We start from the raw sequence: 22,859 nt of genomic DNA, 5'->3' as shown, positions 1-22,859 counted from the left end.
CTACAATTGGTTTAATTCTCTTAAACTTTGTAAAGGTGGCAAATTACAGAGATAGCCTAGTCGATAACGACCAATCAGCGCACAAACCAGCATCATGCCAATTGGTAAAATCAGCCATATTTCAATATGCCACTGTATTGCCATATTCATTTTATAGCTCGCGATCGCACTAATCACTTCTGCAAAACAGCAGGCAACTATGCCTGCTAACAGACCTAAAAACCCAATCTCAAAACTGAGCATTTGCTTCATTTTATTTTTAGATAAACCAAATGAACGTAACAAAGCAACTTCACGGCGTCGCTCATCCATTAATAAATTTAGACAAGCAATTAAAACGAGTATTCCAGAAAAACCAACTAATGCCGCTAGAACAGTTACTATTTTGACTAGAACATTCATTAAGCGTTTTACTTCATCTAAAATCCGGTCAACATCAATAAATACTGTATTTGAGAACTGCTGAATAATAGTGATCATTTTAGGTTGATCTTGCTTAGGCACATAGAAACTACCTAAATAACTTCCAGCATTTTCGTCTAACGTTTTAGGTGAAAAAATAAAGAAAAAGTTAGGGCTAAAACTTTCCCACTCTACACTCCGGAAATTCACAACTTTGGCTTGTAATGTACCTTCAGGCAGGCTAAAGGTAAGCTTGTCTCCAATTTGGATTCCTAAACTTTCGGCAGTTTTACTTTCAACTGAAACTTGCCCTACATCATTAAATTGAGTTTGACCATTTGTAATGACATTGTCATTTGGTAGTAAATCTGATTGAGTCAAATTCAGTTCACGGCGTAAAGAATTATTTTGCTTTATAGCCTCTTCTGAAAAAGGTACATCATTTTTAGCCAGTAATCGGCCACGAATATTTGGATATAACGGGGTGCTTTGCCAACCATGTTGCTTTAACTGTTGCTCAAAGGCTTTTAAATCAAATGGAGGTAATCCATAAACAAATTGATTCGGTGTTCCTTCCGGAAGTTGTTGTTGCCAACGCTCTAATAAATCTGTTCTTAATACACTGAGTACTGTAATGAGACTTAAGCCTAAAGCCAATGCAGTAATTTGTAAGGCGCTTTGCGATGGCGAACGAATATAAAAAGACAAACGATTTTTCATCTTTTTTAAACTGCGAAGCAATAGCCAAACAACTGTGTAAAGCAAAATACAAAGAACAATAATTGATGCTAAAACCAGAATGCTGAGCATTAAGTTTTCACTCAATACCAAACTAAAAACGACTATGCTAGTGATCCCTGCAAAAAACATAAAGAATAATGATTTGCGAGATTTGGCTTGCTCGCGAATAACTCGAATTGGAGGTGTATTTAAAAGCTCCCAGATGCTTGGCAAAATAAAACCAAGCAGCACAATCACGCTTGTAAAAATCGCAATTGGTAAAGGACCGATTAAAAGAGGTACAACTGAAAAACTTAACTCTAATTGAGGGATCAATTGCAGCATAAGTTGCAGCAGGCCAAACCCCATGATTAAACCTAATAGGCTTCCCAGCACAATTGAAATCGCACTGACAATACAAAGCAATCCAATATATACCCACAAGATTTGGAACTTACTGGCGCCTAAGCATCTAATAAGTGCAATGTGATCTTGGTTTTGTTGAACATATCTTTGACTCGTTAAAGCGATGGCAATACCACACAATAAAATCGTTAAAATATTGGCCAATTGCAAAAAGGTATCTAAATTTTCAAGCGGACGTAATAACCTGCTATTCGACTCACTTGCATCACGTAAACGTAAGCCAGCCGTTTCATCTACATCTTTAGAAGGTTGATGCTGTTGCTTAAATTGCTTTGAAAATGACTGAACCTGTTCAGGGCTACCTGCCATTAATAAACGATAGTCAATTCTGCTCCCTGTCTGAATCGCATGAGTCTTAGCAATATCGGCTTGATGAATAATAACGGTTGGCGAAAAGCCTGAAAAACCGAGTTCCTGATTTGAATCACGCACAATCACGCCACTAAAACGGAAGATACCATCAGCAATAGAAACAGCATCTCCTCGCTTTACTTTAAGTAAATCGGCTGCTCTTTGACTTAGCCAAACTTCACCAGATTGAATCGCTTTAGCTCTTGGTTCAATTTCCAACTGTCCTCTGAGTGGAAACGCAGGTTCTATCGCTTTTACATTAACCATGACAAACTGATCTTGGGTATGTGCCATAGAGCTAAATATAGTGACATTGGTTTGTTTTAGATCTAGCTGCTCTGCCCTTTTTTTCCACGACTGTTCGATAGGCTCGTTATTCGACAGAACTAAATCAGCACCTAGCATTTGAGAAGCTTGCAGACTTACTGCATTTTTAACTTGATCGTTACTAAATTTCAGGGCAGTTGTTGCACTGATCGCAAGCGATAGAGCAATAATGAGTAGATATAGACCACCCGTACGAAAACTTTGTAGCAGAAGTGGTTTTAAAAGATTACGCATCATTTAACCACCCTGTACTGTCTTGAGTCGGCCATCATCTAACTCAACATGGCGCTGACAAAGGGTTGCTAAATTACGATCGTGGGTCACTAAAATCAGAGTCGTACCCAACTCTCGGTTTAAATCAAAGAGTAAGCTTTCAATTTCTTGTGCTGTCTGACCATCTAGATTTCCAGTCGGTTCATCGGCAAAAATAATTTGTGGTTCTGCAATGAGAGCTCTCGCAATTGCCACACGTTGTTGTTCGCCACCAGATAAGACTTTAGGCGTTTGTTCAACTTGACGACTCAGCCCTACTCGATGCAACCAATCTAAAGCTTTTTTCTCGGCTGTTTTATAATCAAAATCTTTACGTAATCGTAAAGGTAACATCACATTTTCAAGCGCACTCAACTGAGGCAGAAGTTGAAAAGACTGAAATACAAAACCAATATGCTGCATTCTGATTTGGGCACGTTGTTCCTCTGTTAACTGATGTACAGCTTGACCACACAACCAGACTTCTCCTTCAGACGGTTGATCTAAAGTCGCCAAAATTCCCAGTAAGGTTGATTTACCTGAGCCGGAACGTCCCGTAATTGCTACCTGTTCCCCTTCAAAAATCTCTAAATCAATATCTTTTAAAATCGTAAACTGATTTTGGTTAATCTGAATAGTTTGTGTAACTTGATGGGCAGCAATGATGGGTTGTGGCATGATGTGAAAAGTCCTATGTATTCAGAATCAGGGTCGAAGTACAAATGTTTAAATCTTTTTTGATTGGTTCTAAAAGCATCATGCTCATCTCATTAAGTATGTTGCCTATGCTTGTATCGGCAAAAACTATTTTAATTTTAGGAGATAGTATTAGTGCCGGTTATGGAATTGATCCCAAACAAGGTTGGGTACAATTACTGCAAAAACGCTTAGACCAACAGTATCCCAAACAACACAAAGTGGTCAATGCAAGTGTTAGTGGAGAAACAACAAGCGGCGCTTTAGCCCGATTACCTAAATTATTGCAGACCTATAAGCCGAACGTGGTCGTGATTGAATTAGGTGGAAATGACGGCTTGCGTGGGCAACCACCTCAAATGATTCAAAAAAATCTGGATCAGCTCATTCAATTAAGCCAAAAACAAAAAGCCAAAGTTATTCTTTTTGGTATGAAGATTCCGCCAAATTATGGGGCTGCATATAGCAAAGCTTTTGAAAATAATTATAAAGTCGTAAGCCAAAAATATCAGGTGAAATTGCTTCCGTTTTTTCTAGATGGCGTTGCTGGTCAAAAACAGCTTATGCAAAATGATTTGATTCATCCCAATGCTCAAGCGCAGTCAAAACTACTTAATTTAGCTTACCCATATATAAAAGGTGCCCTATAGGCACCTTTTATCTTTAAATATTCTTTTTAATATGATCAGAAATCAAAAAAAGTAACTTCACCAGTTTCGAGTGAATATTCTGCACCGACAACAATCAACTCACCTTTTGCAATCAGGCTCTCTAACACCGCTGAACCATGGCGTAATTGATTTACCGAAGCAAAAACGTTTGAACGCACCGCATGACATGATAATTTTTTCAAATCATTTTTTAAATCAGTCTGCATTAAAATTTCAACTGATGGACGAACGCGGTTCACAATCGACATTAGGTTAGATGATGGAGGGTGATCAGGATTCATTAACGTATCAATTGTCGCCTGAATTGCGCCACAATGACTGTGTCCTAATACGACTACAACCGGGCAGTCATAACGCTCTGCTGCGAACTCGACACTACCGACTTGTGAAGGTGCAACCACATTACCAGCAACACGGATTACAAATAAATCACCAAGACCTTGGTCAAATACCATCTCTGCTGGAACACGAGAATCTGAGCAGCCAAGTACAATTGCAAATGGATTTTGATCCTTTGCCATTTCAGCGCGTTCTTGATGAGATAAGGTTTTTGCAAGGGAAGTATTTCCATTTACAAATCGTTGATTACCGGCTTTCAGACGATCTAAAACTTCTTGCGCAGTAGGCATTTTATATTTCCATTGTTTTTTCAAGGTTAGAAATCATTTTAATGTGTCAAAATTTGAATGTCACTGACAAAAAATAAATCCTTTTCTATGAAAAAATTTAAAAATACTTAACTTGTTTTAATGAAGAGCTCACTGCACATTCGCTACTGTTTAGTGAAAAAATAGACATACTTTGGTTCTCGGATTGACTATAATTTTCTTTATTCCAAACATTTGGCAAATGACTCATTGGCAAAGTTTTTCAATAATTTTTCAAACTCGCTTAAGCTTCAAGGATGAAATCTATGACAAGGGTGTCCACATCAATTAAGGCCTCTATGAAAAAAACTGCTACCGCCCTGACTTTGGCTTGTAGCTTATTGTCATTGATGAGTATTTCTCAAACACAGGCAGCCGATAATATTGATGTGACGTTCCAGAATGTTTTACAGCAAGAACGTAGCTGGGCAGGTTTACAAAGTAAAAGCTTAAAAGTCGGTGATGTGACTTGGTCATATAGCGAAGGCGGCTCCACAGCAAAACCGACTTTACTGCTTATTCATGGCCTAGCAGGCAGCCGTGATAACTGGAACCGAGTGGCTCGTTATCTCACCACAAATTATCATGTCATTATTCCCGATTTGCCAGGTAGTGGCGAAACTATCGTTCCACAAGATTTCGATTATTCAGTACCAAATCTTGCTGAAAAGTTACGTCGCTTTGTTGAGGCTGCAAATTTAAAAGGTCCAATTCATATTGCTGGGCACTCACTCGGCGGATCTATTGCCCTACTCTATGCTGGACAATATCCATTTGAAACCAAAAGTCTATTCTTGGTGGATAGCGGCGGTATTTTTCGCTCAGCCAATACAATTTATTTAAAAGATCCTGCTTACCTAAAACAACTTTTAGTGTCTAAAAAAGGTGACTTTAATTATTTATTAAAACAAACCATGTTTAATCCTCCGTTTATTCCTAAAGAGTTTCTTCAAGCTCAAGAAAAGTTGATGATTGATCAAGCACCTCAAACACAAAAACTGGTTGATCAATTGATTGCACTTAATAAAGTCTATACACCAGACTCATTTGCGGTACTTACCAAAACGATCGATGCACCGACGCTCATTTTATGGGGTAAACAAGATAAGATTATTAATGTCGAAGTAGCAAGTGAACTAAAACGGCTTTTAAAGAATGCTCAGCCTCCAGTTATTTTAGAAAATGTAGGCCATATGCCGATTTTGGAAGCTGAACAATTGGTTATGCAACAATATCTACCGTTTTTACTTAAAGTAGAAACAAATCAGTCGTCAAAAACGACCACACCTTAAATAAAACTTCGGACTTGTGAGACCTTATGTCTACCCAACCACTTATTGAAAAACTTATTGAAGCTCATCTAGATTTTTTAGATGAGAAATTTGCTCAGGCTCAGGTGATCCAGCAAGAGTTTGAGCAATTTTATCATTGGTTGGGGAGTCGGCAATTACAGCATCTGTGGACTTTTGAACAAATTCAACAGCTCATTCAAAAGCAGATTTTAGATACGCCTGCTTCTGATTTTCTAACTGAACAAATTGCTGAGCATATTCGCTTTGCATTAATTCATCCTGCAAATGACACCGCAACTATTGAGGATGTTATTCCTGTTTTAACGATTGATAGAATTGCACAATACGTTGCGAGTAAAGAGCAGCACCGTAAAAAGCTCATTAAAACAATTGTGAATAATCCTGCTTTTTCGGCCCTACTCACGCAACTGATTCAGCAAACAATGCATGATTATTTAGATGAATCCATGTCAAAACGCGTACCTGGTGTAGGGCGTTTTATGAAAATGGGGAAATCTGTTTTAGAAACAGTAACCGATTCCAATCTGGACGATACGATTAATCATTATTTGCAAAAGAATATTCTAAAACTCAGCCAAATGAGTGAGCGTGTTTTAAACCAACATTTTGACAATGATAAGCTCTACCATTTTCAGGCAAATGTTTGGCATAAAGTTAAAACTATGCCACTTTCTGTTTTAAAAAATTATGTAGAAACTCAAGACTTATCAAAAACGGTTGGTTTAGGGCATGAAATATGGGATCACATTCGCCAAACTGATTATTTAAAACAACAAGTACATGATGGTATCTATACTTGGTATGTACGTAATCAAGAGCGTAGTTTTGATTTATTGCTCCGTGACCTCAATATTGATGAAAGCTTAGTGCAACATGAACTGACCAAGCTACTTGTACCTGTATTACAGCAGTTAATTACAACAGGACATTTAAGACGCCGTGCCCGTGTTTACTTAGAAAAATTCTATTATTCTGAAAAAGCATTAGATATTTTAAATAGCAAAGGCGCTTAAAGCGCCTTTGTTATTTAACTAATTAAAATTTATAAATAATTCCTAAATTATAACGACGTCCGTCTAAAACATAATTATAAGTTGCCACATCAATGTCTTTATCAAATAAGTTATAAATCCCTGCCGCAACTTGTATTTTGTCAGTCGGTTTATAGTTCATACCAATATCAACCAGTCCATAAGCAGGCTTTCCTTCAGCCATTGACGTTCGGCTTAAATATTCAGAAGTTTTGCTACGGAAATTCAAACGGCTCCACATATTGACTAAGTCATTAATTTGCCAATCTAAAGTGGTATTAAACATATGTTCTGGCATTTCGTTTAAAGGTTGCCCTTTAAATTGACCACTTTTTTGCTCTGTATCTGTATAGGTATAATTGGCATTTAGCTTTAAGTCAGGTGAAATGAGCCAACCAAACGTCGCTTCAACTCCTCTCATATTGGCTTTATCCACATTTGTGCGTTGACTGACAAAATCAAATTTTGTACCTAACCAATCACAATTATAAGTACCTGCATCTCCTGAACAGGTTCTAACTTCTGTAATTTTATCTTTAAATTCACTATTAAAGATCGTTAAGCCAGCATTCAAGTTATCTAAACTATCCCAAGAGAATGAGAGCTCATAGTTTGTACTTTTTTCAGGCTTTAGATCAGGATTACCAACAATTACACCTGCAGAACTGCTTCCTCCTGTAGCTTGTCCCCATTCTGCTACAGTCGCTCTTAATGCAGGTGTTTTATAGCCTGTTGATACACCGCCTTTAATAATCCAGTTATCATTTAAGGTCCATACCCCGTATAGTTTAGGACTGAAATGATCTCCAAATTTTTCGTCCTGATCCATCCGTAATGACATTGTTAAAGTGAAAGGATCAATAATATTCCATGCATCTTCTGCAAATAATGCCCAGCTATAACGATCTAAATTAGAAACAGGTTGTGAGCCACCCACTTTTAATTGGTTACCTAAATCATCTAATTCTTCTTTTAGATAACTTCCGCCCACGCTAAGCGCATGATTTGCAAGTGTGATCTGGTTAAGCGTGTTAAATGTAGTATTTACAGCTTCCATATTTCTAGACGGGTTCTTATTTTCTTCGCGTTGAATATAAGAATGAGTCTTTACAGGACCAATGTCACCACGGTGCGTTAAACTATATTCTGTACGGTAATAGTCTGTTAATGAATCCGCTGGTGGATTACGACCAGTTTGAATTGGTGAAACTGTTTTACCTATTGTGGCATTACGATTTTGGATAGAACGCTGGTATTCAAGCTCGATGGTATGTTGATCATTAGGAGTTAAGCTTAAAGTAGCCCCCCCCGCCCGAATTTTTTGTTTGTTATAACCACCAATAATTTCATCTTCATCTCTTTGTGAAAATGTGCCATTGGCTTTTAAACCAAGTAAATTCTTAATTAAAGGTCCCGACACATAAGTATTGGCTTGGTAAAGATTTCCAGATTTATTATTTTCTTGAATTGTTGTATCTAACTTAACAGAACTGTTCCAAACATCTGCAACTTTTTTAGTGATGATATTAATCACACCACCCATCGCATCCGAACCATATAGGCCCGACATTGGACCACGAATAACCTCAATACGTTCGATACTTTCGATTCCCGGTAACCAACCTTGCTCAATACCTGAATTATCACTATTTGGTCGCACAGAACGTGTATTTACTTTCTTACCATCAACCATAATAACGGTATATGCACTTCCCATCCCACGAATACTGATATCAGATGAGCTTCCACCCCCTGTAACAACTACACCAGGGACATCTTTAAGTGCATCAGTTACATCACGATATGCTTTTTTATTAATTTCATCTTGAGTTAAAACAGAAATCGAAGCTGCTGCTTTTTTTATATTTTGTTCAAAACCACTTGCTGTTACGACAATTTTTTCAAGTTGAGCAACTTCGCTTTCTTTTTCATTCTTTATGGAAGAATCAACTAAAATATTTTCACTTTCAGCGGCATAAGCCGCAGGAAACATTACTGTAAGTACCGAAATTGATAATACAGATTGGAAAATACTCTTCGTCATACCCTACTCCAACATATTAAATTATGAATAAATATTAAGTTTTACTTAAACAAATGTAACAAATTTAAATAAAAAAATAAATAATATTGATAATTATTTTCAATTGTAAGGCTATAAAAAAACCTCATTGCGAGGCTTTTTTATTTCACTTTTCAAATAATTTAATTATTTGAAGTAAGCACCTTCAGCTTGTGTGTGGTCTGTTTGGTCAACCACACGTTGAAGCTCAGGAATGTTCTCTCTTAAAGTAGTTTCTACACCTTGTTTCAAGGTAACATCAATTGCAGAACAACCTTGGCAACCACCACCAAATTTCAATACAGCAGTTAAACCGTGTTCTGGATCATCTTGTACTTCTACCAAGCTACAATTTCCGCCATGCCCTGCAAGACCTGGGTTAATTTCTGCTTGAAGAATGTAAGTAATACGTTCTTCAATCGAAGCATCTGGACCAACACGTGGAACTTTAGAGTTTGGAGCACGGAAAGTGAGCTGACCACCAAAACGGTCCTTGTTGTAATCAATTACGGCATCTAAAAGATAAGGAATAGATGGCGCATCAATATACGCAGGAAAATCAGGATAGTCCTGTTTATAGTCCGTTGGGTTCACTTCTTCTGGCGCACTATATGCCATACAGCATTCCGCACGTGGCGTACCCGGATGCTCAACAAAAATTCGAACGCCAATTCCCGGAGTATTTTGCTTCGTTAGTAAATCGTGCAAATACTCTTGTGCAGATGGTGTAATCAAAAGGTTTGGAATTTCTTCTGCAACAGCAGTGTTGGTGTTCTCAGTCGACATAACAATATTCCTCAAGCTGATGCCTTTATATTAACCGAAGATGAGGTGGATTTAAAAAAAATCAACTAAATTTGTCGGATTTATACACAACAGGGTTTCAAGTTAAGTTTTTAATGGCATTATTGAGCTCAGTATTGATCATTTTTTAAATATTTCTTATGTTGCATTTGCCGTTTAACCATACAGTTACTCTTATTATTATTACGGTCATTATTTCTTTACTTGCTTTTAGCAATCAAAATGTAATGAACCGATTGATTTTTTGGCCGCCTGCAATGCAACGTGGACAAATTGATCGATTCATTACTCATGGCTTTATCCATGCCGACGGAACACATCTACTTTTCAACATGATTACCCTGTTTTTCTTTGGCAGTATCATTGAAAGTTTTTACCGCCAATATTTCTATGACATGGGTTTTGTGTTGTTCTATTTAGGTGGCTTAATCTTTGCGATTTTGCCAAGCTATTTACAACATAAAAATGATGCGAATTGGGCCAGCCTAGGTGCCTCAGGTGCTGTTTCAGCAGTTTTATTTGCTTATATTCTGTTTCAGCCATGGAAGCTGATTTTTGTATTCTTCATTCCTGTACCCGCTATTATTTTTGCTATTTTATATGTGGCGTACAGTATTTGGGCTGGTAAGCGTGGTAATAGCAATATTAATCATAGCGCTCATTTGTGGGGTGCAGCTTACGGAATCATCGTAACCATTTTACTTGAACCTAAAGTTATTCCACATTTCTTAGACCAGCTTACTCGCCTTCCTTTTTAAAGCATATAAATCTAAGAAAAGCCCCTTATGGGCTTTTCTTTTTTCTGATTTATTTATCTGCATAAATTCTCAGTCTTTTTTCTGCTTTTCTTTGATCAATTCGTTGTTTTGTTTACAAAAACCATCTGATTAAACTCGTGCCAATTCCTTTAATAATTCAGATGATACAATGAAGTACAAAGCAATTTTATCTAGCCTTTCTATTGCATTATTTAGCTTATCTTTGGCTGGATGTAATGACAATGATAATCAAGAAAATGTTGTAAGCACGCCTAAGCAACCTAATATATTATTTATTATGGCTGATGACTTAGGCTATTCTGATTTAGGAGCTTTTGGTGGTGAAATTCACACCCCTAATATTGATAGTCTGGCTCAAGAAGGACGCCTTTTAACGGATTATCATACTGCCCCGACCTGTTCCCCAACACGCTCTCAACTTATTTCCGGTACTGATCACCATTTAGCTGGTATTGGCGCAATGGCGGAACTCACCCCAGAACATTTGAAGGGACAACCAGGTTACGAGGGATATTTGAATGAACGCTCTCTATCTATCGCACAAGTACTTAAAGACAATGGTTACGGCACGTACATCAGTGGTAAATGGCATTTAGGCTTAACCCCTGAAACCAATGCACATGCAAAAGGTTTTGATCATTCATTTACCTTATTACAAGGTTTAGACCATCATTTTAAACAAGCTCTAAGCGCCTTTAAACGAAATTCAACTTATACAGAAGATGGTGCAGAAGGTTTTGTACGTGGCGGATATGGCAGTGAATCTGGTTTTGATAACTCGTTAGCTAATGTTGGCACACCTACTTCATATCACTATATTGGGCCACGTTGGGCCGAGGTCAGTGCGGCACCTTTCCACTTATGGAAAGATACGGCAGACGAAGGCGCAACGATTGCCCCTGCTATTGTGAAATTACCGAACCAGAAAAAAGCAGAAGAAACCAATCATAGCTTTGCATCGGTACTCGATGTTTTCCCTACCTTACTAGAATATGCTCATATTCCAGTACCTCAAGGCCAATATAACGGTCGTACCATTAATACGCCAACTGGGATTTCATGGAAACCTTTGCTTGAAAACAAAACCAATACTATTCGCCCTGCAAATTTTAGCTTTGCCGATGAGTTACATGGGAGCAAATATGCAAAACAAGGTGAATGGAAAATCGCACTTCAAGGGCGCCCTGAATTAGGCACAGGGACTTGGGAGCTATACAACATTAAATTAGATCGAGGAGAAAGACAAAACGTTGCTCAGCTTTATCCTGCAAAAGTTCAAGAACTTTTATCGGTCTATCAAAAGTATACTGAGAAAAATGCTGTGCAGGAATATAACCCTAAATGAAATTGAAACCCTTTTTAGTCACCACCATCAGCCTGTCTATCATGATAGGCTGTAGCCAATCTTCAAAAGTTTCTGAATCAGCACCCTCAACGCAACAGCAAACCTCTTTAGCTGATTTAGGGTCTATTGAAAAGTGTCAAAACTATACTGGTTTGCCTCAGGGTTCGCTCAAACAACCTACAGCTGGAATGGTTTTAATTGCCGATGGGAATTTTAATTTTGGTTCTGAGAAAGCCTATCCCGACGAACTTAATTTTGGAAAAAAACAGCGCAAAGTCAAAGAATTTTGGATTGACCAAACTGAAGTTACGGTCGCTCAATTTGCAAGTTTTGTAAAAGCAACTGGCTATATTACCGATGCCGAAAAACAAAAGCAGGCCGCTGTTTTTTCACCTGATCCTGATCACCCACAGCAATAGTGGCAGCTAAAATCAGGTTATACATGGAAAACGCCAAACGGCAGTAATGGAGCTATTGCAAATCCTAATGAGCCTGTAAGGTATGTAAGTAAAAATGATGCTGAACATTATGCGGTGTGGCTCGGACGTGATTTACCCACAGAACTAGAATGGGAATATGTAGCTAAAGCCAATTCAAAGACTGATACACCTTTACATCAGGCCCCTACTGATGAACATCAACATCCGCAAGCCAATTACTGGCAAGGTGAGTTCCCTTTTCAAAACCTGAATCAAGATCACTTTAAAGGTGTTGCACCCGTTGGATGTTTTGCATCAAACAATTTCAAACTATTTGATATGATTGGAAATGTATGGGAATGGACGTCATCTCCCTATCAGGGTGCACATGACCAGCATATGGGAAATTATTCTGATTTACGACAACAACAAATCACTAGCACGCAATATGTAATTAAAGGTGGATCTTTTCTTTGTGCACAAAATTATTGTTCACGTTATCGTAGCAGTAGTCGCTATCCTCAGGATTTTGACTTAGCCGCAACACATGTAGGATTTCGAACAATTTTGCGATCTCCTTAATCTCTTCTTAATTAAGCGTATTAAAGATATTTTTTAACCAAAATTAGATCGAAAAACAATCAAAATATTTCTATAGTACAAAGGAGAATGATAAAAAAGTGAGAACAAGATGAAAACTTTACTTCTTTGTGCCGCAGCAATTTTTACAATGTCACTATCAGCATGTGCAGTCCACACGCCCGATGGTAGTATTGTGATTGATCCCGATTCACCTCATCATAACCATCCGGGAGACTTTTGCCCACCAGGACAAGCGAAAAAAGGGCGTTGCTAAGCATAGGCTCTTTTAAAGTAATTTTTAAGTTACTCTAAAGAAATAGAATTCAATCCTGTACTGAATTGAATACTAAAAATGGAGGGTTCCAACCCAAAAATAGATGGGATGAAACTAGAAAATTATGGTGTAAAAAAAGTCACCATATCCCCAAGATTTTTAAAAGACAATCTTACGTTGTCTTCTATCTAGTTTCACCCCAATTCTTTCTTATTCCGTCCGACTTTCCTTATTCCTTAAGAAAAAAGTCCAGTTTTTAATCATTTCTGTATCTCTATTATTGATACATTTTGAACATTTTACCTTCAGGCTAAAACCGATGTATTTGCTTAATACAAAATAAACATTTATGTAACGTAAGTCTATAAAAAGGTTCTAAAAATGTGAAAAAAATTAAGACCAAAATGAGATGAATTTATCATAATAAGTTTCTCTTTCACGTTTCATCACATAAATAATCAATATTATTTTGTCAGTTATTGCCACTCGTTTCCTTTCATTGGCATAGATAATGTATACATCTGTATATTAACCCAGTCGTATAAACGAGATATTTTATGTCCAGCACAAGTCAAGTCGAAGGTCTGCAATTTCCGGTAAACGCCTTAACAAAAAAACAAAGTACATCTCTTACAGGTCAAGAGATTTTGTCGGAGGCCCTATCTATTGTAGATAATAAAACCGCACAACAAGTGTTGAATGAAAAAAACTGGCGAAAAAACTATCCTGTATATTTTAAAGCACTTGTTAAACAAGGGATTTCTAATATCAACAACCCCATTACTATCGCGAAGCAAGGATTGCATAAAGCTCACCATATTTTTGATTATTATCGTGATGGTAAACACTACCTTTTAAAAGATGCCGTTCATATTGCCTCATCCAAGCCGCTTTATACAGTAAAACTTAAAGGTGAAAGTGATGCAGCACCGGAGTGGTATGTTCCTTATAAAGGACAAAAGCTGAGTGGACAAAGCTTACTGGACCAAATTCAACGCTGGGAAGAGACTGGTATTATTGAGCCAAGTCATGCAAAAGCACTTCGTGAAGCTATTGCTCATCCTGAATGGTTCGATTTATCTGACCGTACAATGGTGTTATTTGGTGCAGGCTCCGAAGCAGGACCACTGCCTTGGTTAGCAAAATGGAAAGCGAATATTGTTGCCGTAGATTTACCAAACCCACGAGTTTGGAGCAAAATTTTAAATACGATTCAACAAGGGAATGCTACTCTCATTGCACCAACTGTAGAACAAGTGAATGCATCAGCAAAAGCCTCTGAATTAAAAGATAAGTTGGGAGCAAATTTACTCACCCAATTACCTGAAATTGCACAGTGGTTGGTTCAGTTTCCACAAAAATTAGATTTAGCTGCAATCGCCTATTTAGATGGTGAAAAGCATGTACGTGTTTCCATGGCGATGGATAGCATCATGCAATTCGTGAGCGAGTATAAGCCCGATACAAGCCTTATGTTTATGTGCACGCCAACTGATGTTTATGCAGTACCTAAAGAAGTTGCCGAGGCCGCACAACAAAAATTTAAATCCCGCACAAAAATGCAAAAATTGGCAGTGAAAGGTGTTTCTACGCTTTCGCTCAATCGTTTTTTTCAAGCACCATACCAAGACTTGATTAAGTGTGAGAATGGCAAAACTTATGGTATTGCAGACTGTTTAGTGGTTGAACAAGGTCCAAACTATGCTTTGGCAAAACGTATTCAACAATGGCGTGCTATTTTGGCCCGCCATCAAGGCCAACGCGTTAGCATTAATATTGCTCCATCGACAACGACCCACTCTGTGACTAAAAATCCATTGTTGAAAGCAGCTTTTAATGGCGCAGAGCTTTTTGATGTAGAAGCATTTAGCCCTGAAACTACCAATGCCATTATGGCAGCACTCTGGATTCATGACTTAAGAAATGAGTCTTCAGTGGCGAATCCTGAAACTGTACTTGATCATCCGCTTGAGCTTATGATGGAAGGTGCCAATCACGGCGGCTTATGGCGTGTCGCTTATTTAGCACGAACTGCCCTGCCTTTTGCCGCAATTTATGGTTTTGCTACCGAAAAACTCCATTTTAGAAAATCATCTAAAAAATAATTTGATTAAAGCCCAATCTTAGAATTGGGCTTTTTCTAAAGTGCCTTTATTTATCTTGAAAGTGCGATAGATATTTTTGCATTTCATCAGATGGCACCATGCCGCCCCCGGTAGCCCATATCACATGATTTGCCTGCTGCAACTGCTCAGCTGTTAACTGGTGTAAAGCCAAGTAAGCAGGAGTCGTCTGAACATAATAGGGCCCCATCATACCTGCTACCGCAGAAGGCTCAAGCTGAATATTCTCAGTTTGATTTAAAAGCGCAATAAGCTCATATAAACGTTGATCATGAATGGTGTAATAGCCATCAATTAACTGTTGCATAGCACGTCCAACAAAACCTGAAGCACGCCCTACCGCAAGCCCGTCTGCCGCAGTAACGTTATCAATGCCAATGTCATTAACTGAAATCTGATCATGCAAACCTGTGTGGACACCAAGTAACATGCACGGCGAATGTGTGGGTTCTGCAAAGATACAATGTACATGCTCACCAAAAGCCAGTTTTAGTCCAAAACTCACCCCACCAGGCCCACCACCGACGCCACACGGCAAATAAACAAATAAGGGGTGTTCAGCATCGACTTTAATTTGTTTTTGCTCAAATTGTTGTTTTAGGTGTATTCCTGCAACGGCATAACCTAAAAATAATGTGGTTGAGTTTTCATCATCAATGAAAAAGCAGTGTGGATCTTGCTCTGCGGCTTTTCGTCCCTCTTCAACAGCTACGCCGTAATCACTAGCATATTCCACAACGTTTACGCCGAGGGAACGTAGTTTGTCTTTTTTCCACTGTCTAGCATCAGCCGACATATGAACAGTGACTCTAAAGCCGAGTTTGGCACTCATAATACCAATCGAAAGCCCAAGGTTGCCTGTAGAACCTACCGCAATTTGATACTTAGAAAAAAATGTTCGAAATGCGTCTTGGTCGAGTTTAATATAATCATCTTCTGGTTTGAGTAGCCCCGCCTGCATGGCAAGTTTTTCTGCATGTGTGAGCACTTCATAAATGCCACCACGTGCTTTTATGGAGCCTGAAATAGGTAAATGACTATCTTTTTTCAGCCAGAATTTTCCATTAAGTTGTACTTGTTTTGCTGAAGAAAGCGCTTGTTGCATATGAGCAATTTCAACAATATCTGATTCAATTTTTCCATGTTGTGCTTGAGTTTCAGGAAATACTTTCGCCAAATAAGGTGCGAAACGCACTAGTCTTGCTTCTGCTTCACTTACGTCCTTAGCAGTTAGTCCAACTTTTTCTAAAGCTTCTTTTAAAGGATATCGATGAGGTGTAAACCAAAATGTCTCTTGATAGGCTTGAAGTGTTTCAATAAGTGGAAATTGTTGTTTTAACTGATCTATTTGAACCGCATTCATAATATATCCTGATATAAAAGTTTAAGCCCAGCCTATAAAGCTGCTTAATGGCCTATAACAACTTATTAATTTATAGATGAATATATATGAAAAATAGTCTCAACTTTAAAAACTAAACAAATAAAAAAGCCACTGTGAACAGTGGCTTTAATTTTTTTAAATGCTTTTATACAAACTGCAAGAATAACCAGTACAAACCACCTGACAAACAGATTGTTGCAGGAAGAGTAAATACCCATGCAGATAAAATTGTTTTAACTGTATTAAAGTTTAAACCTGATTTATTCGCAACCATCGTACCCGCAACAGCACTGTTTAAAACATGCGTTGTTGAAACCGGCATACCTAAACCATCAGCAGCTGCAATTGTACTCATTGCAACAAGTTCAGCAGACATCCCTTGACCATAAGTCATGTGATGCTTACCAATACGCTCACCTACAGTCACAACGATACGTTTCCAACCAACCATTGTGCCTAGGCCAAGTGCTAAAGCAACAGCTACTTTTACCCAAGTCGGAATGTATTGTAAGAATGAATCTAAGCTACTACGATATTCTTTCACAAGTTTTTCTTGTGATTGATCCATTTTTGGTAAAGCATCCGCTTTATCCAAACGCTTAAACGTCGTGGTGCTTAAATACATATCATTACGAATTTCACTAATTGCAGCTTCAGGAATATCTTTTAAGTTGTTATAGCTAGAAACTCGCTCACCCAAGTGGTCAGTCATACTTGCCAATGCAGGCACGACTTCTGGAGTTTGCTGTTTAGTTTGAATATATTTAGTCAGAATAACACGTGCTTTTTCATCAGTTAATTCTGGCTGATTTTGCTTCAACAATACGGCAGTTTGAGAAGAAAGCTGATGAAATGATTGAACTTGTTGTGTATCAAGATTTTTATTTAATGAATAAGCCAATGGCACCAGACCAACCAAAATCAGCATGATGAGTCCCATACCCTTTTGACCGTCATTAGAACCATGTGCAAAACTTACACCTGTACAGGTAAAGATCAAAATTGCACGAATGATTGCTGGTGGTGGTTTATTACCTTCCGGTGGTTGGAATAATTCTACTTGGCGTTTAAAAATAGTTTTAACCAACAAGAATACAATCGCTGCAAAAGCGAAACCAATTAAAGGTGAAAATAATAATGCCTTACCGACTTTAATCACCTGATCCATATCAACACCACTGGTCGTTACGCCGGTCGATGCACTCAATAGATGGTTCATAATGCCCACACCCAAGATTGAACCAATCAAAGTATGAGAGCTAGACGCAGGAATTCCTAAGAACCATGTACCAAGATTCCAAAGAATTGCAGCGAGCAACAATGCAAAAACCATTGCGAAACCTGCACCGCTACCCATATTCATGATCAGTTCAACAGGCAGCAATGCAATAATGCCGTAAGCGACTGCGCCGCTTGCAACCATTACCCCAAGGAAATTACAAAAACCAGCCCACATGACTGCAACTGGTGCTGGTAAAGCATTGGTGTAAATCACTGTTGCCACTGCATTTGCAGTATCGTGGAAGCCATTTACAAACTCAAAGCCTAAAGCAATCAAGAGTGCAGTTGATAAAAGAATAACTGAATAAAGACTCAAAGGTGGTACATGCGCCAAATCCGCACTCACCTGAAATCCAATATAAATAAGTGTTGCAACAATAATCGTCAGAAACACCGGCATAAAAAACTTAGGTGTCGGGACATGTACATTCGTCGATTTGACTTGCAGGTTTGCCGCAAGTTTTGAATCCGAAACAGGGGGTAGATTAGAATTCATGCAGACGGTAAGAGGATAAAAAAATCCTCTGTATTCTTAAATTAAATTATGACAATTATATGACAAAGCAGCGCCTGATGAAGTCAATTTTTCACATTTTGACCTCATTTGATGCACCTTTCCTCTATGATTTTTATTATTTTATTTAAATACAATAATTTACATAAATCCCCACCCATCTATTTTATGACTATTTTTGAAGCAAAAATATCTAAAAAATTACCTAAACGACTACTTTTTAAACACCGCAACTGTCATAAAACCGAATATTGGAGATGAAATATTTCAATATCATGATCATTTTATGAATATTTGATGAAAAAACAGTCTTCATTTGTCATAAAAGCCGTTTTTTAATGAATCTATTACAGTGAATGATGGGTCGTTATAGATCATCAATTGCGCAACTATTCTGTTACAATAGCGCCGCATTTTTAAATTCATATAAAAGATCGGGGTTTTCTATGTCTACGCTTGCCACCCTAAAAGCGCTTCTTGCTAAACGCATTCTGATTATTGATGGTGCAATGGGAACTATGATCCAGCGCCATAAATTGGAAGAAGCTGACTACCGTGGTAAGCGTTTTGCCGATTGGGCACATGACTTAAAAGGTAACAATGACCTTTTGGTTCTGACACAACCTCAAATCATTCAAGGTATTCATGAAGCTTATCTTGATGCTGGTGCAGACATTATTGAAACCAACAGCTTTAACGGCACGCGTGTTTCTATGTCTGATTACCACATGAAAGATCTTGTTCCAGAGATTAACCGTGAAGCAGCACGTTTAGCCAAAGCAGCCTGTGAGAAGTATTCGACTCCAGATAAGCCGCGTTTTGTTGCAGGCGTGCTTGGGCCAACATCGCGTACTTGTTCCATTTCACCGAATGTAAATGACCCTGCCTTTCGTAACATTACCTTTGATGAGCTAAAAGAAAACTATATTGAAGCGACTCATGCGTTGATTGAAGGCGGTGCAGATATCATTTTGATTGAAACCGTATTTGACACATTAAACTGTAAAGCTGCGATTTTTGCGGTAAAAGAAGTCTTTAAACAGATTGGTCGCGAATTACCAATTATGATTTCAGGGACCATTACCGATGCATCGGGTCGTACCTTAACAGGTCAAACTGCGGAAGCGTTCTGGAACTCTGTACGTCATGGTGACTTGCTATCGATTGGTTTTAACTGTGCGCTTGGTGCAGATGCCATGCGTCCTCACGTAAAAACCATTTCCGATGTAGCTGATACGTTTGTTTCAGCGCACCCAAATGCAGGCTTACCAAATGCTTTTGGTGAATATGATGAAACACCAGAGCAAACTGCGGCATTCTTAAAAGAATTTGCAGAAAGCGGTTTAATTAATATTACTGGTGGTTGCTGTGGTACAACACCTGATCATATCCGTGCGATTGCCAATGCGGTAAAAGATATTGCCCCTCGTCAAGTTCCTGAAACTGTACCTGCATGCCGTTTGAGTGGTTTAGAACCATTTAATATTTATGATGACTCATTGTTCGTTAACGTGGGTGAACGTACTAACGTTACAGGTTCGAAAAAATTCTTACGCTTAATCCGTGAGGAAAACTTTGCTGAAGCTTTAGAAGTTGCACAGCAACAAGTGGAAGCTGGCGCACAGATTATCGACATTAATATGGATGAAGGGATGCTCGATTCGCAAAATGCGATGGTGCATTTCTTAAACCTTGTGGCTTCTGAGCCAGATATTTCACGTGTGCCAATCATGATTGACTCATCAAAATGGGAAATCATTGAAGCTGGCTTAAAATGTGTACAAGGTAAACCTGTAGTTAACTCAATTTCTTTAAAAGAAGGTTATGACGAGTTTGTAGAAAAAGCTCGCCTGTGCCGTCAATATGGTGCTGCGATTATTGTCATGGCATTTGACGAAACAGGTCAGGCCGACACTGCTGCACGTAAGCGTGAAATCTGTAAACGCTCATATGACATTTTGGTTAACGATGTAGGCTTCCCTGCTGAAGATATTATTTTTGACCCGAACGTGTTTGCAGTAGCAACAGGTATTGAAGAGCACAATAACTATGGCGTCGATTTTATTGAGGCCACAGGTTGGATTAAACAAAACTTACCTCACGCCATGATTTCTGGTGGTGTATCGAACGTTTCGTTCTCATTCCGTGGTAACGAGCCTGTTCGTGAAGCCATTCACTCTGTGTTCTTGTACCATGCCATCAAGCAAGGCATGACCATGGGTATTGTGAATGCTGGCCAAATGGCAATTTATGATGATATTCCAGCCGAGCTAAAACAAGCAGTTGAAGATGTCATCTTAAACCAAAACCAAGGTGAGTCTGGTCAAGCTGCGACTGAAAAATTGCTTGAAGTAGCAGAAAAATACCGCGGACAAGGCGGTGCTACCAAAGAAGCCGAGAACCTTGAATGGCGTAATGAGTCAGTCGAAAAACGTCTTGAATACGCTTTAGTTAAAGGTATTACCACTTACATTGATGAAGATACCGAAGAAGCTCGCCTCAAAGCCAAACGTCCTTTAGATGTGATTGAAGGCGCTTTGATGGACGGTATGAACGTGGTTGGTGACTTGTTCGGGTCAGGCAAAATGTTCTTACCACAAGTTGTAAAATCTGCCCGAGTCATGAAACAAGCAGTGGCTTGGCTCAACCCGTATATTGAAGCTGAAAAAACAGGTAGCCAATCTAAAGGTAAAGTCCTGATGGCAACTGTTAAAGGTGACGTACACGATATTGGTAAGAATATTGTAGGGGTTGTACTTGGCTGTAATGGTTACGACATTGTTGACCTTGGCGTAATGGTACCAGCAGAAAAAATTCTGCAAACTGCTATTGATGAAAAATGTGACATCATTGGCTTGTCAGGTCTGATTACTCCATCTTTAGATGAGATGGTCTTTGTTGCGAAAGAAATGCAACGCAAAGGCTTTAACATTCCTTTATTGATTGGTGGCGCGACTACTTCTAAAGCACACACAGCAGTAAAAATTGATCCTCAGTACCAAAACGATGCTGTGATTTATGTGGCAGATGCTTCACGTGCTGTGGGTGTTGCAACGACCCTGCTTTCTAAAGAAATGCGTGGAAACTTTATTGCAGAACACCGTGCTGAATATGCCAAGATTCGTGAGCGATTAGCCAACAAACAGCCAAAAGCTGCAAAATTGACCTATGCTGAGTCAGTTGAAAACGGTTTTAAACTTGACGAAAGCTATGTACCACCAAAACCAAATCTTTTGGGAACACAAGTCCTCACCAACTACCCTCTTGCAACGCTTGTAGAGTATTTTGACTGGACACCATTCTTCATTTCTTGGAGCTTGGCAGGTAAATTCCCGAAAATTTTAGAAGATGAAGTGGTGGGTGAAGCTGCAACAGATTTGTACAACCAAGCTCAAGCAATGTTGAAAGATATTATAGACAACAACCGTTTTGATGCTCGTGCTGTATTCGGTATGTTCCCTGCACAGCGAACTGACGCAGACACAGTGAGCGTATTTGATGAAGCGGGTCAAAATGTTACGCATACTTTTGAGCACTTACGTCAGCAATCTGACAAAGTGACAGGTAAACCAAACTTATCTTTGGCAGATTACATTCGTAAGGACCGTGAGCAACAAGACTACTTAGGCGGATTCACTGTATCTATTTTTGGTGCAGAAGAACTGGCAAATGAATACAAAGCTAAAGGTGATGACTACTCTGCAATTTTAGTTCAATCACTGGCTGACCGTTTTGCTGAAGCTTTTGCAGAACACTTGCATGAACGCATTCGTAAAGAGTTCTGGGGTTATAAAGCTGACGAACAGCTCAGCAATGAAGAACTGATTAAAGAGAAATATGTCGGTATTCGCCCTGCACCGGGCTACCCTGCTTGCCCTGAGCACTCTGAAAAAGCAGTATTGTTTGACTGGTTGGGTTCTACCGATAAAATCGGTACCAAACTGACTGAGCACTTCGCAATGATGCCGCCATCTTCGGTGAGTGGTTTCTATTATTCGCATCCTCAAAGCGAATACTTTAACGTGGGCAAGATCTCTCAAGACCAACTTGAAGATTATGCAAAACGTAAAGGTTGGACACTGGATGAAGCGAAACGTTGGTTAGCGCCGAATTTAGATGATTCGATTGCTTAAGTTGATATAAATAAACCTGATTAAAAAATAGGGCGTGAAGGAAATCCATCACGCCCTTTTCAATTTGAAAATTTAATCTTTTACTTCAAATGTACCTTAATCTTCTCTTTAACTGCTTCAGTTGAAATACCATAGCGATCATGCAAAGTGGGCAATGCCCCTGCATCTAAAAATGCATCTGGCAAACCAATCATGTCAAAACGAGGATGTTGTCCATTTCTTAGAAATAGTGAGCCGACTGCTTCGCCTAACCCACCAATCACTGAATGATTTTTGGCCGTTAAAACAGGTCGGCCACCTGATGAGTTAGCGGATTGAGAAAG

15 protein-coding genes and 2 pseudogenes are annotated in these 22,859 nt (G+C 38.8%); 9 read left to right on the top strand and 8 right to left on the bottom strand.

The features are described 5' to 3' along the window. Positions 1–2,460 carry an ABC transporter permease gene (locus HJG58_RS11050; protein WP_170248959.1) on the bottom strand — a complete coding sequence of 820 codons (2,460 nt, stop codon included), beginning with the start codon at positions 2,458–2,460 and terminating at the stop codon, positions 1–3. 3 nt (positions 2,461–2,463) lie between these two features. Beyond that, positions 2,464–3,156: an ABC transporter ATP-binding protein gene (locus tag HJG58_RS11045; protein ID WP_005802976.1), complete on the bottom strand. Its 693-nt coding sequence runs from the start codon at positions 3,154–3,156 to the stop codon at positions 2,464–2,466. A gap of 44 nt (positions 3,157–3,200) precedes the next feature. On the opposite strand from HJG58_RS11045, the gene HJG58_RS11040 reads away from it, so the two are divergent. Then, on the top strand, positions 3,201–3,824 hold the full coding sequence (locus tag HJG58_RS11040; RefSeq protein ID WP_170248899.1) for an arylesterase: 624 nt from the start codon (positions 3,201–3,203) through the stop codon (positions 3,822–3,824). 35 nt (positions 3,825–3,859) lie between these two features. Here the strand turns inward: HJG58_RS11040 and HJG58_RS11035 are convergent, their stop codons facing one another. Further along, positions 3,860–4,474: a carbonic anhydrase gene (locus tag HJG58_RS11035; protein WP_002117769.1), complete on the bottom strand. Its 615-nt coding sequence runs from the start codon at positions 4,472–4,474 to the stop codon at positions 3,860–3,862. A gap of 284 nt (positions 4,475–4,758) precedes the next feature. On the opposite strand from HJG58_RS11035, the gene HJG58_RS11030 reads away from it, so the two are divergent. Both HJG58_RS11030 and HJG58_RS11025 read left to right on the top strand, forming a co-directional pair. After that, positions 4,759–5,784, top strand: a complete 1,026-nt coding sequence (locus HJG58_RS11030; protein WP_170248897.1) for an alpha/beta fold hydrolase — start codon at positions 4,759–4,761, stop codon at positions 5,782–5,784. 26 nt (positions 5,785–5,810) lie between these two features. Next, complete coding sequence (locus tag HJG58_RS11025) at positions 5,811–6,818, top strand: hypothetical protein (RefSeq protein ID WP_170248896.1); 1,008 nt, start codon at positions 5,811–5,813, stop codon at positions 6,816–6,818. 22 nt (positions 6,819–6,840) lie between these two features. Here the strand turns inward: HJG58_RS11025 and HJG58_RS11020 are convergent, their stop codons facing one another. Both HJG58_RS11020 and nfuA read right to left on the bottom strand, forming a co-directional pair. Then, entirely contained in the window at positions 6,841–8,880 is a 2,040-nt protein-coding gene (locus HJG58_RS11020; protein WP_170248895.1) for a ligand-gated channel protein, read from the bottom strand. 165 nt (positions 8,881–9,045) lie between these two features. Next, positions 9,046–9,684, bottom strand: coding sequence for a Fe-S biogenesis protein NfuA (gene nfuA / locus HJG58_RS11015; RefSeq protein WP_170248894.1), 639 nt, complete (start codon positions 9,682–9,684; stop codon positions 9,046–9,048). A gap of 158 nt (positions 9,685–9,842) precedes the next feature. Between nfuA and HJG58_RS11010 the strand changes: the two genes are divergently transcribed. From HJG58_RS11010 to HJG58_RS10990, 5 genes and pseudogenes are all read left to right on the top strand, one after another. Next, positions 9,843–10,460, top strand: a complete 618-nt coding sequence (locus tag HJG58_RS11010; protein ID WP_017387134.1) for a rhomboid family intramembrane serine protease — start codon at positions 9,843–9,845, stop codon at positions 10,458–10,460. Between the two features lie 169 nt (positions 10,461–10,629). Further along, positions 10,630–11,826, top strand: a complete 1,197-nt coding sequence (locus HJG58_RS11005; protein WP_170248893.1) for a sulfatase-like hydrolase/transferase — start codon at positions 10,630–10,632, stop codon at positions 11,824–11,826. After that, positions 11,823–12,827 (top strand): annotated as a pseudogene (locus HJG58_RS11000) (SUMF1/EgtB/PvdO family nonheme iron enzyme). The gene HJG58_RS11005 and the pseudogene HJG58_RS11000 overlap by 4 nt, the downstream one beginning before the upstream one ends. Positions 12,828–12,936: 109 nt before the next feature. Next, complete coding sequence (locus HJG58_RS10995; RefSeq protein WP_086264877.1) at positions 12,937–13,101, top strand: hypothetical protein; 165 nt, start codon at positions 12,937–12,939, stop codon at positions 13,099–13,101. A 557-nt stretch (positions 13,102–13,658) separates the two neighbouring features. Further along, positions 13,659–15,206: a hypothetical protein gene (locus HJG58_RS10990; RefSeq protein ID WP_170248892.1), complete on the top strand. Its 1,548-nt coding sequence runs from the start codon at positions 13,659–13,661 to the stop codon at positions 15,204–15,206. A 46-nt stretch (positions 15,207–15,252) separates the two neighbouring features. Here HJG58_RS10990 and HJG58_RS10985 read toward each other — a convergent pair whose 3' ends face one another. Together HJG58_RS10985 and HJG58_RS10980 are read right to left on the bottom strand one after the other, a co-directional pair. Then, on the bottom strand, positions 15,253–16,587 hold the full coding sequence (locus HJG58_RS10985; RefSeq protein WP_170248891.1) for a D-serine ammonia-lyase: 1,335 nt from the start codon (positions 16,585–16,587) through the stop codon (positions 15,253–15,255). A 166-nt stretch (positions 16,588–16,753) separates the two neighbouring features. Further along, a complete protein-coding gene (locus tag HJG58_RS10980; RefSeq protein ID WP_161281807.1) occupies positions 16,754–18,385 on the bottom strand; it encodes an inorganic phosphate transporter in 1,632 nt (543 codons plus the stop codon). Positions 18,386–18,849: 464 nt separating this feature from the next. On the opposite strand from HJG58_RS10980, the gene metH reads away from it, so the two are divergent. Then, positions 18,850–22,536 (top strand): methionine synthase, encoded by a 3,687-nt coding sequence (metH, locus tag HJG58_RS10975; protein ID WP_170248890.1) that lies wholly within the window; start codon positions 18,850–18,852, stop codon positions 22,534–22,536. 80 nt (positions 22,537–22,616) lie between these two features. On the opposite strand, the pseudogene HJG58_RS10970 reads toward metH, so the two are convergent. Then, positions 22,617–22,841: pseudogene (locus HJG58_RS10970) on the bottom strand (transketolase family protein); the annotation flags it as partial. Positions 22,842–22,859: the final 18 nt, after the last annotated feature.

It is taken from the genome of Acinetobacter geminorum, from assembly GCF_013009345.1.
Taxonomy (GTDB): domain Bacteria; phylum Pseudomonadota; class Gammaproteobacteria; order Pseudomonadales; family Moraxellaceae; genus Acinetobacter; species Acinetobacter geminorum.
The sequence above is the reverse complement of the archived record's forward strand: the minus strand, read 5'-3'. Positions and strand labels throughout refer to the sequence as shown.

Bases quoted from the DNA above. Each gene is read 5' to 3' on its own strand.
- HJG58_RS11050 (WP_170248959.1), bottom strand. From the start codon at position 2,460: ATGCGTAATCTTTTAAAACCACTTCTGCTACAAAGTTTTCGTACGGGT.
- HJG58_RS11045 (WP_005802976.1), bottom strand. From the start codon at position 3,156: ATGCCACAACCCATCATTGCTGCCCATCAAGTTACACAAACTATTCAG.
- HJG58_RS11040 (WP_170248899.1), top strand. From the start codon at position 3,201: ATGTTTAAATCTTTTTTGATTGGTTCTAAAAGCATCATGCTCATCTCA.
- HJG58_RS11035 (WP_002117769.1), bottom strand. From the start codon at position 4,474: ATGCCTACTGCGCAAGAAGTTTTAGATCGTCTGAAAGCCGGTAATCAA.
- HJG58_RS11030 (WP_170248897.1), top strand. From the start codon at position 4,759: ATGACAAGGGTGTCCACATCAATTAAGGCCTCTATGAAAAAAACTGCT.
- HJG58_RS11025 (WP_170248896.1), top strand. From the start codon at position 5,811: ATGTCTACCCAACCACTTATTGAAAAACTTATTGAAGCTCATCTAGAT.
- HJG58_RS11020 (WP_170248895.1), bottom strand. From the start codon at position 8,880: ATGACGAAGAGTATTTTCCAATCTGTATTATCAATTTCGGTACTTACA.
- nfuA (WP_170248894.1), bottom strand. From the start codon at position 9,684: ATGTCGACTGAGAACACCAACACTGCTGTTGCAGAAGAAATTCCAAAC.
- HJG58_RS11010 (WP_017387134.1), top strand. From the start codon at position 9,843: ATGTTGCATTTGCCGTTTAACCATACAGTTACTCTTATTATTATTACG.
- HJG58_RS11005 (WP_170248893.1), top strand. From the start codon at position 10,630: ATGAAGTACAAAGCAATTTTATCTAGCCTTTCTATTGCATTATTTAGC.
- HJG58_RS10995 (WP_086264877.1), top strand. From the start codon at position 12,937: ATGAAAACTTTACTTCTTTGTGCCGCAGCAATTTTTACAATGTCACTA.
- HJG58_RS10990 (WP_170248892.1), top strand. From the start codon at position 13,659: ATGTCCAGCACAAGTCAAGTCGAAGGTCTGCAATTTCCGGTAAACGCC.
- HJG58_RS10985 (WP_170248891.1), bottom strand. From the start codon at position 16,587: ATGAATGCGGTTCAAATAGATCAGTTAAAACAACAATTTCCACTTATT.
- HJG58_RS10980 (WP_161281807.1), bottom strand. From the start codon at position 18,385: ATGAATTCTAATCTACCCCCTGTTTCGGATTCAAAACTTGCGGCAAAC.
- metH (WP_170248890.1), top strand. From the start codon at position 18,850: ATGTCTACGCTTGCCACCCTAAAAGCGCTTCTTGCTAAACGCATTCTG.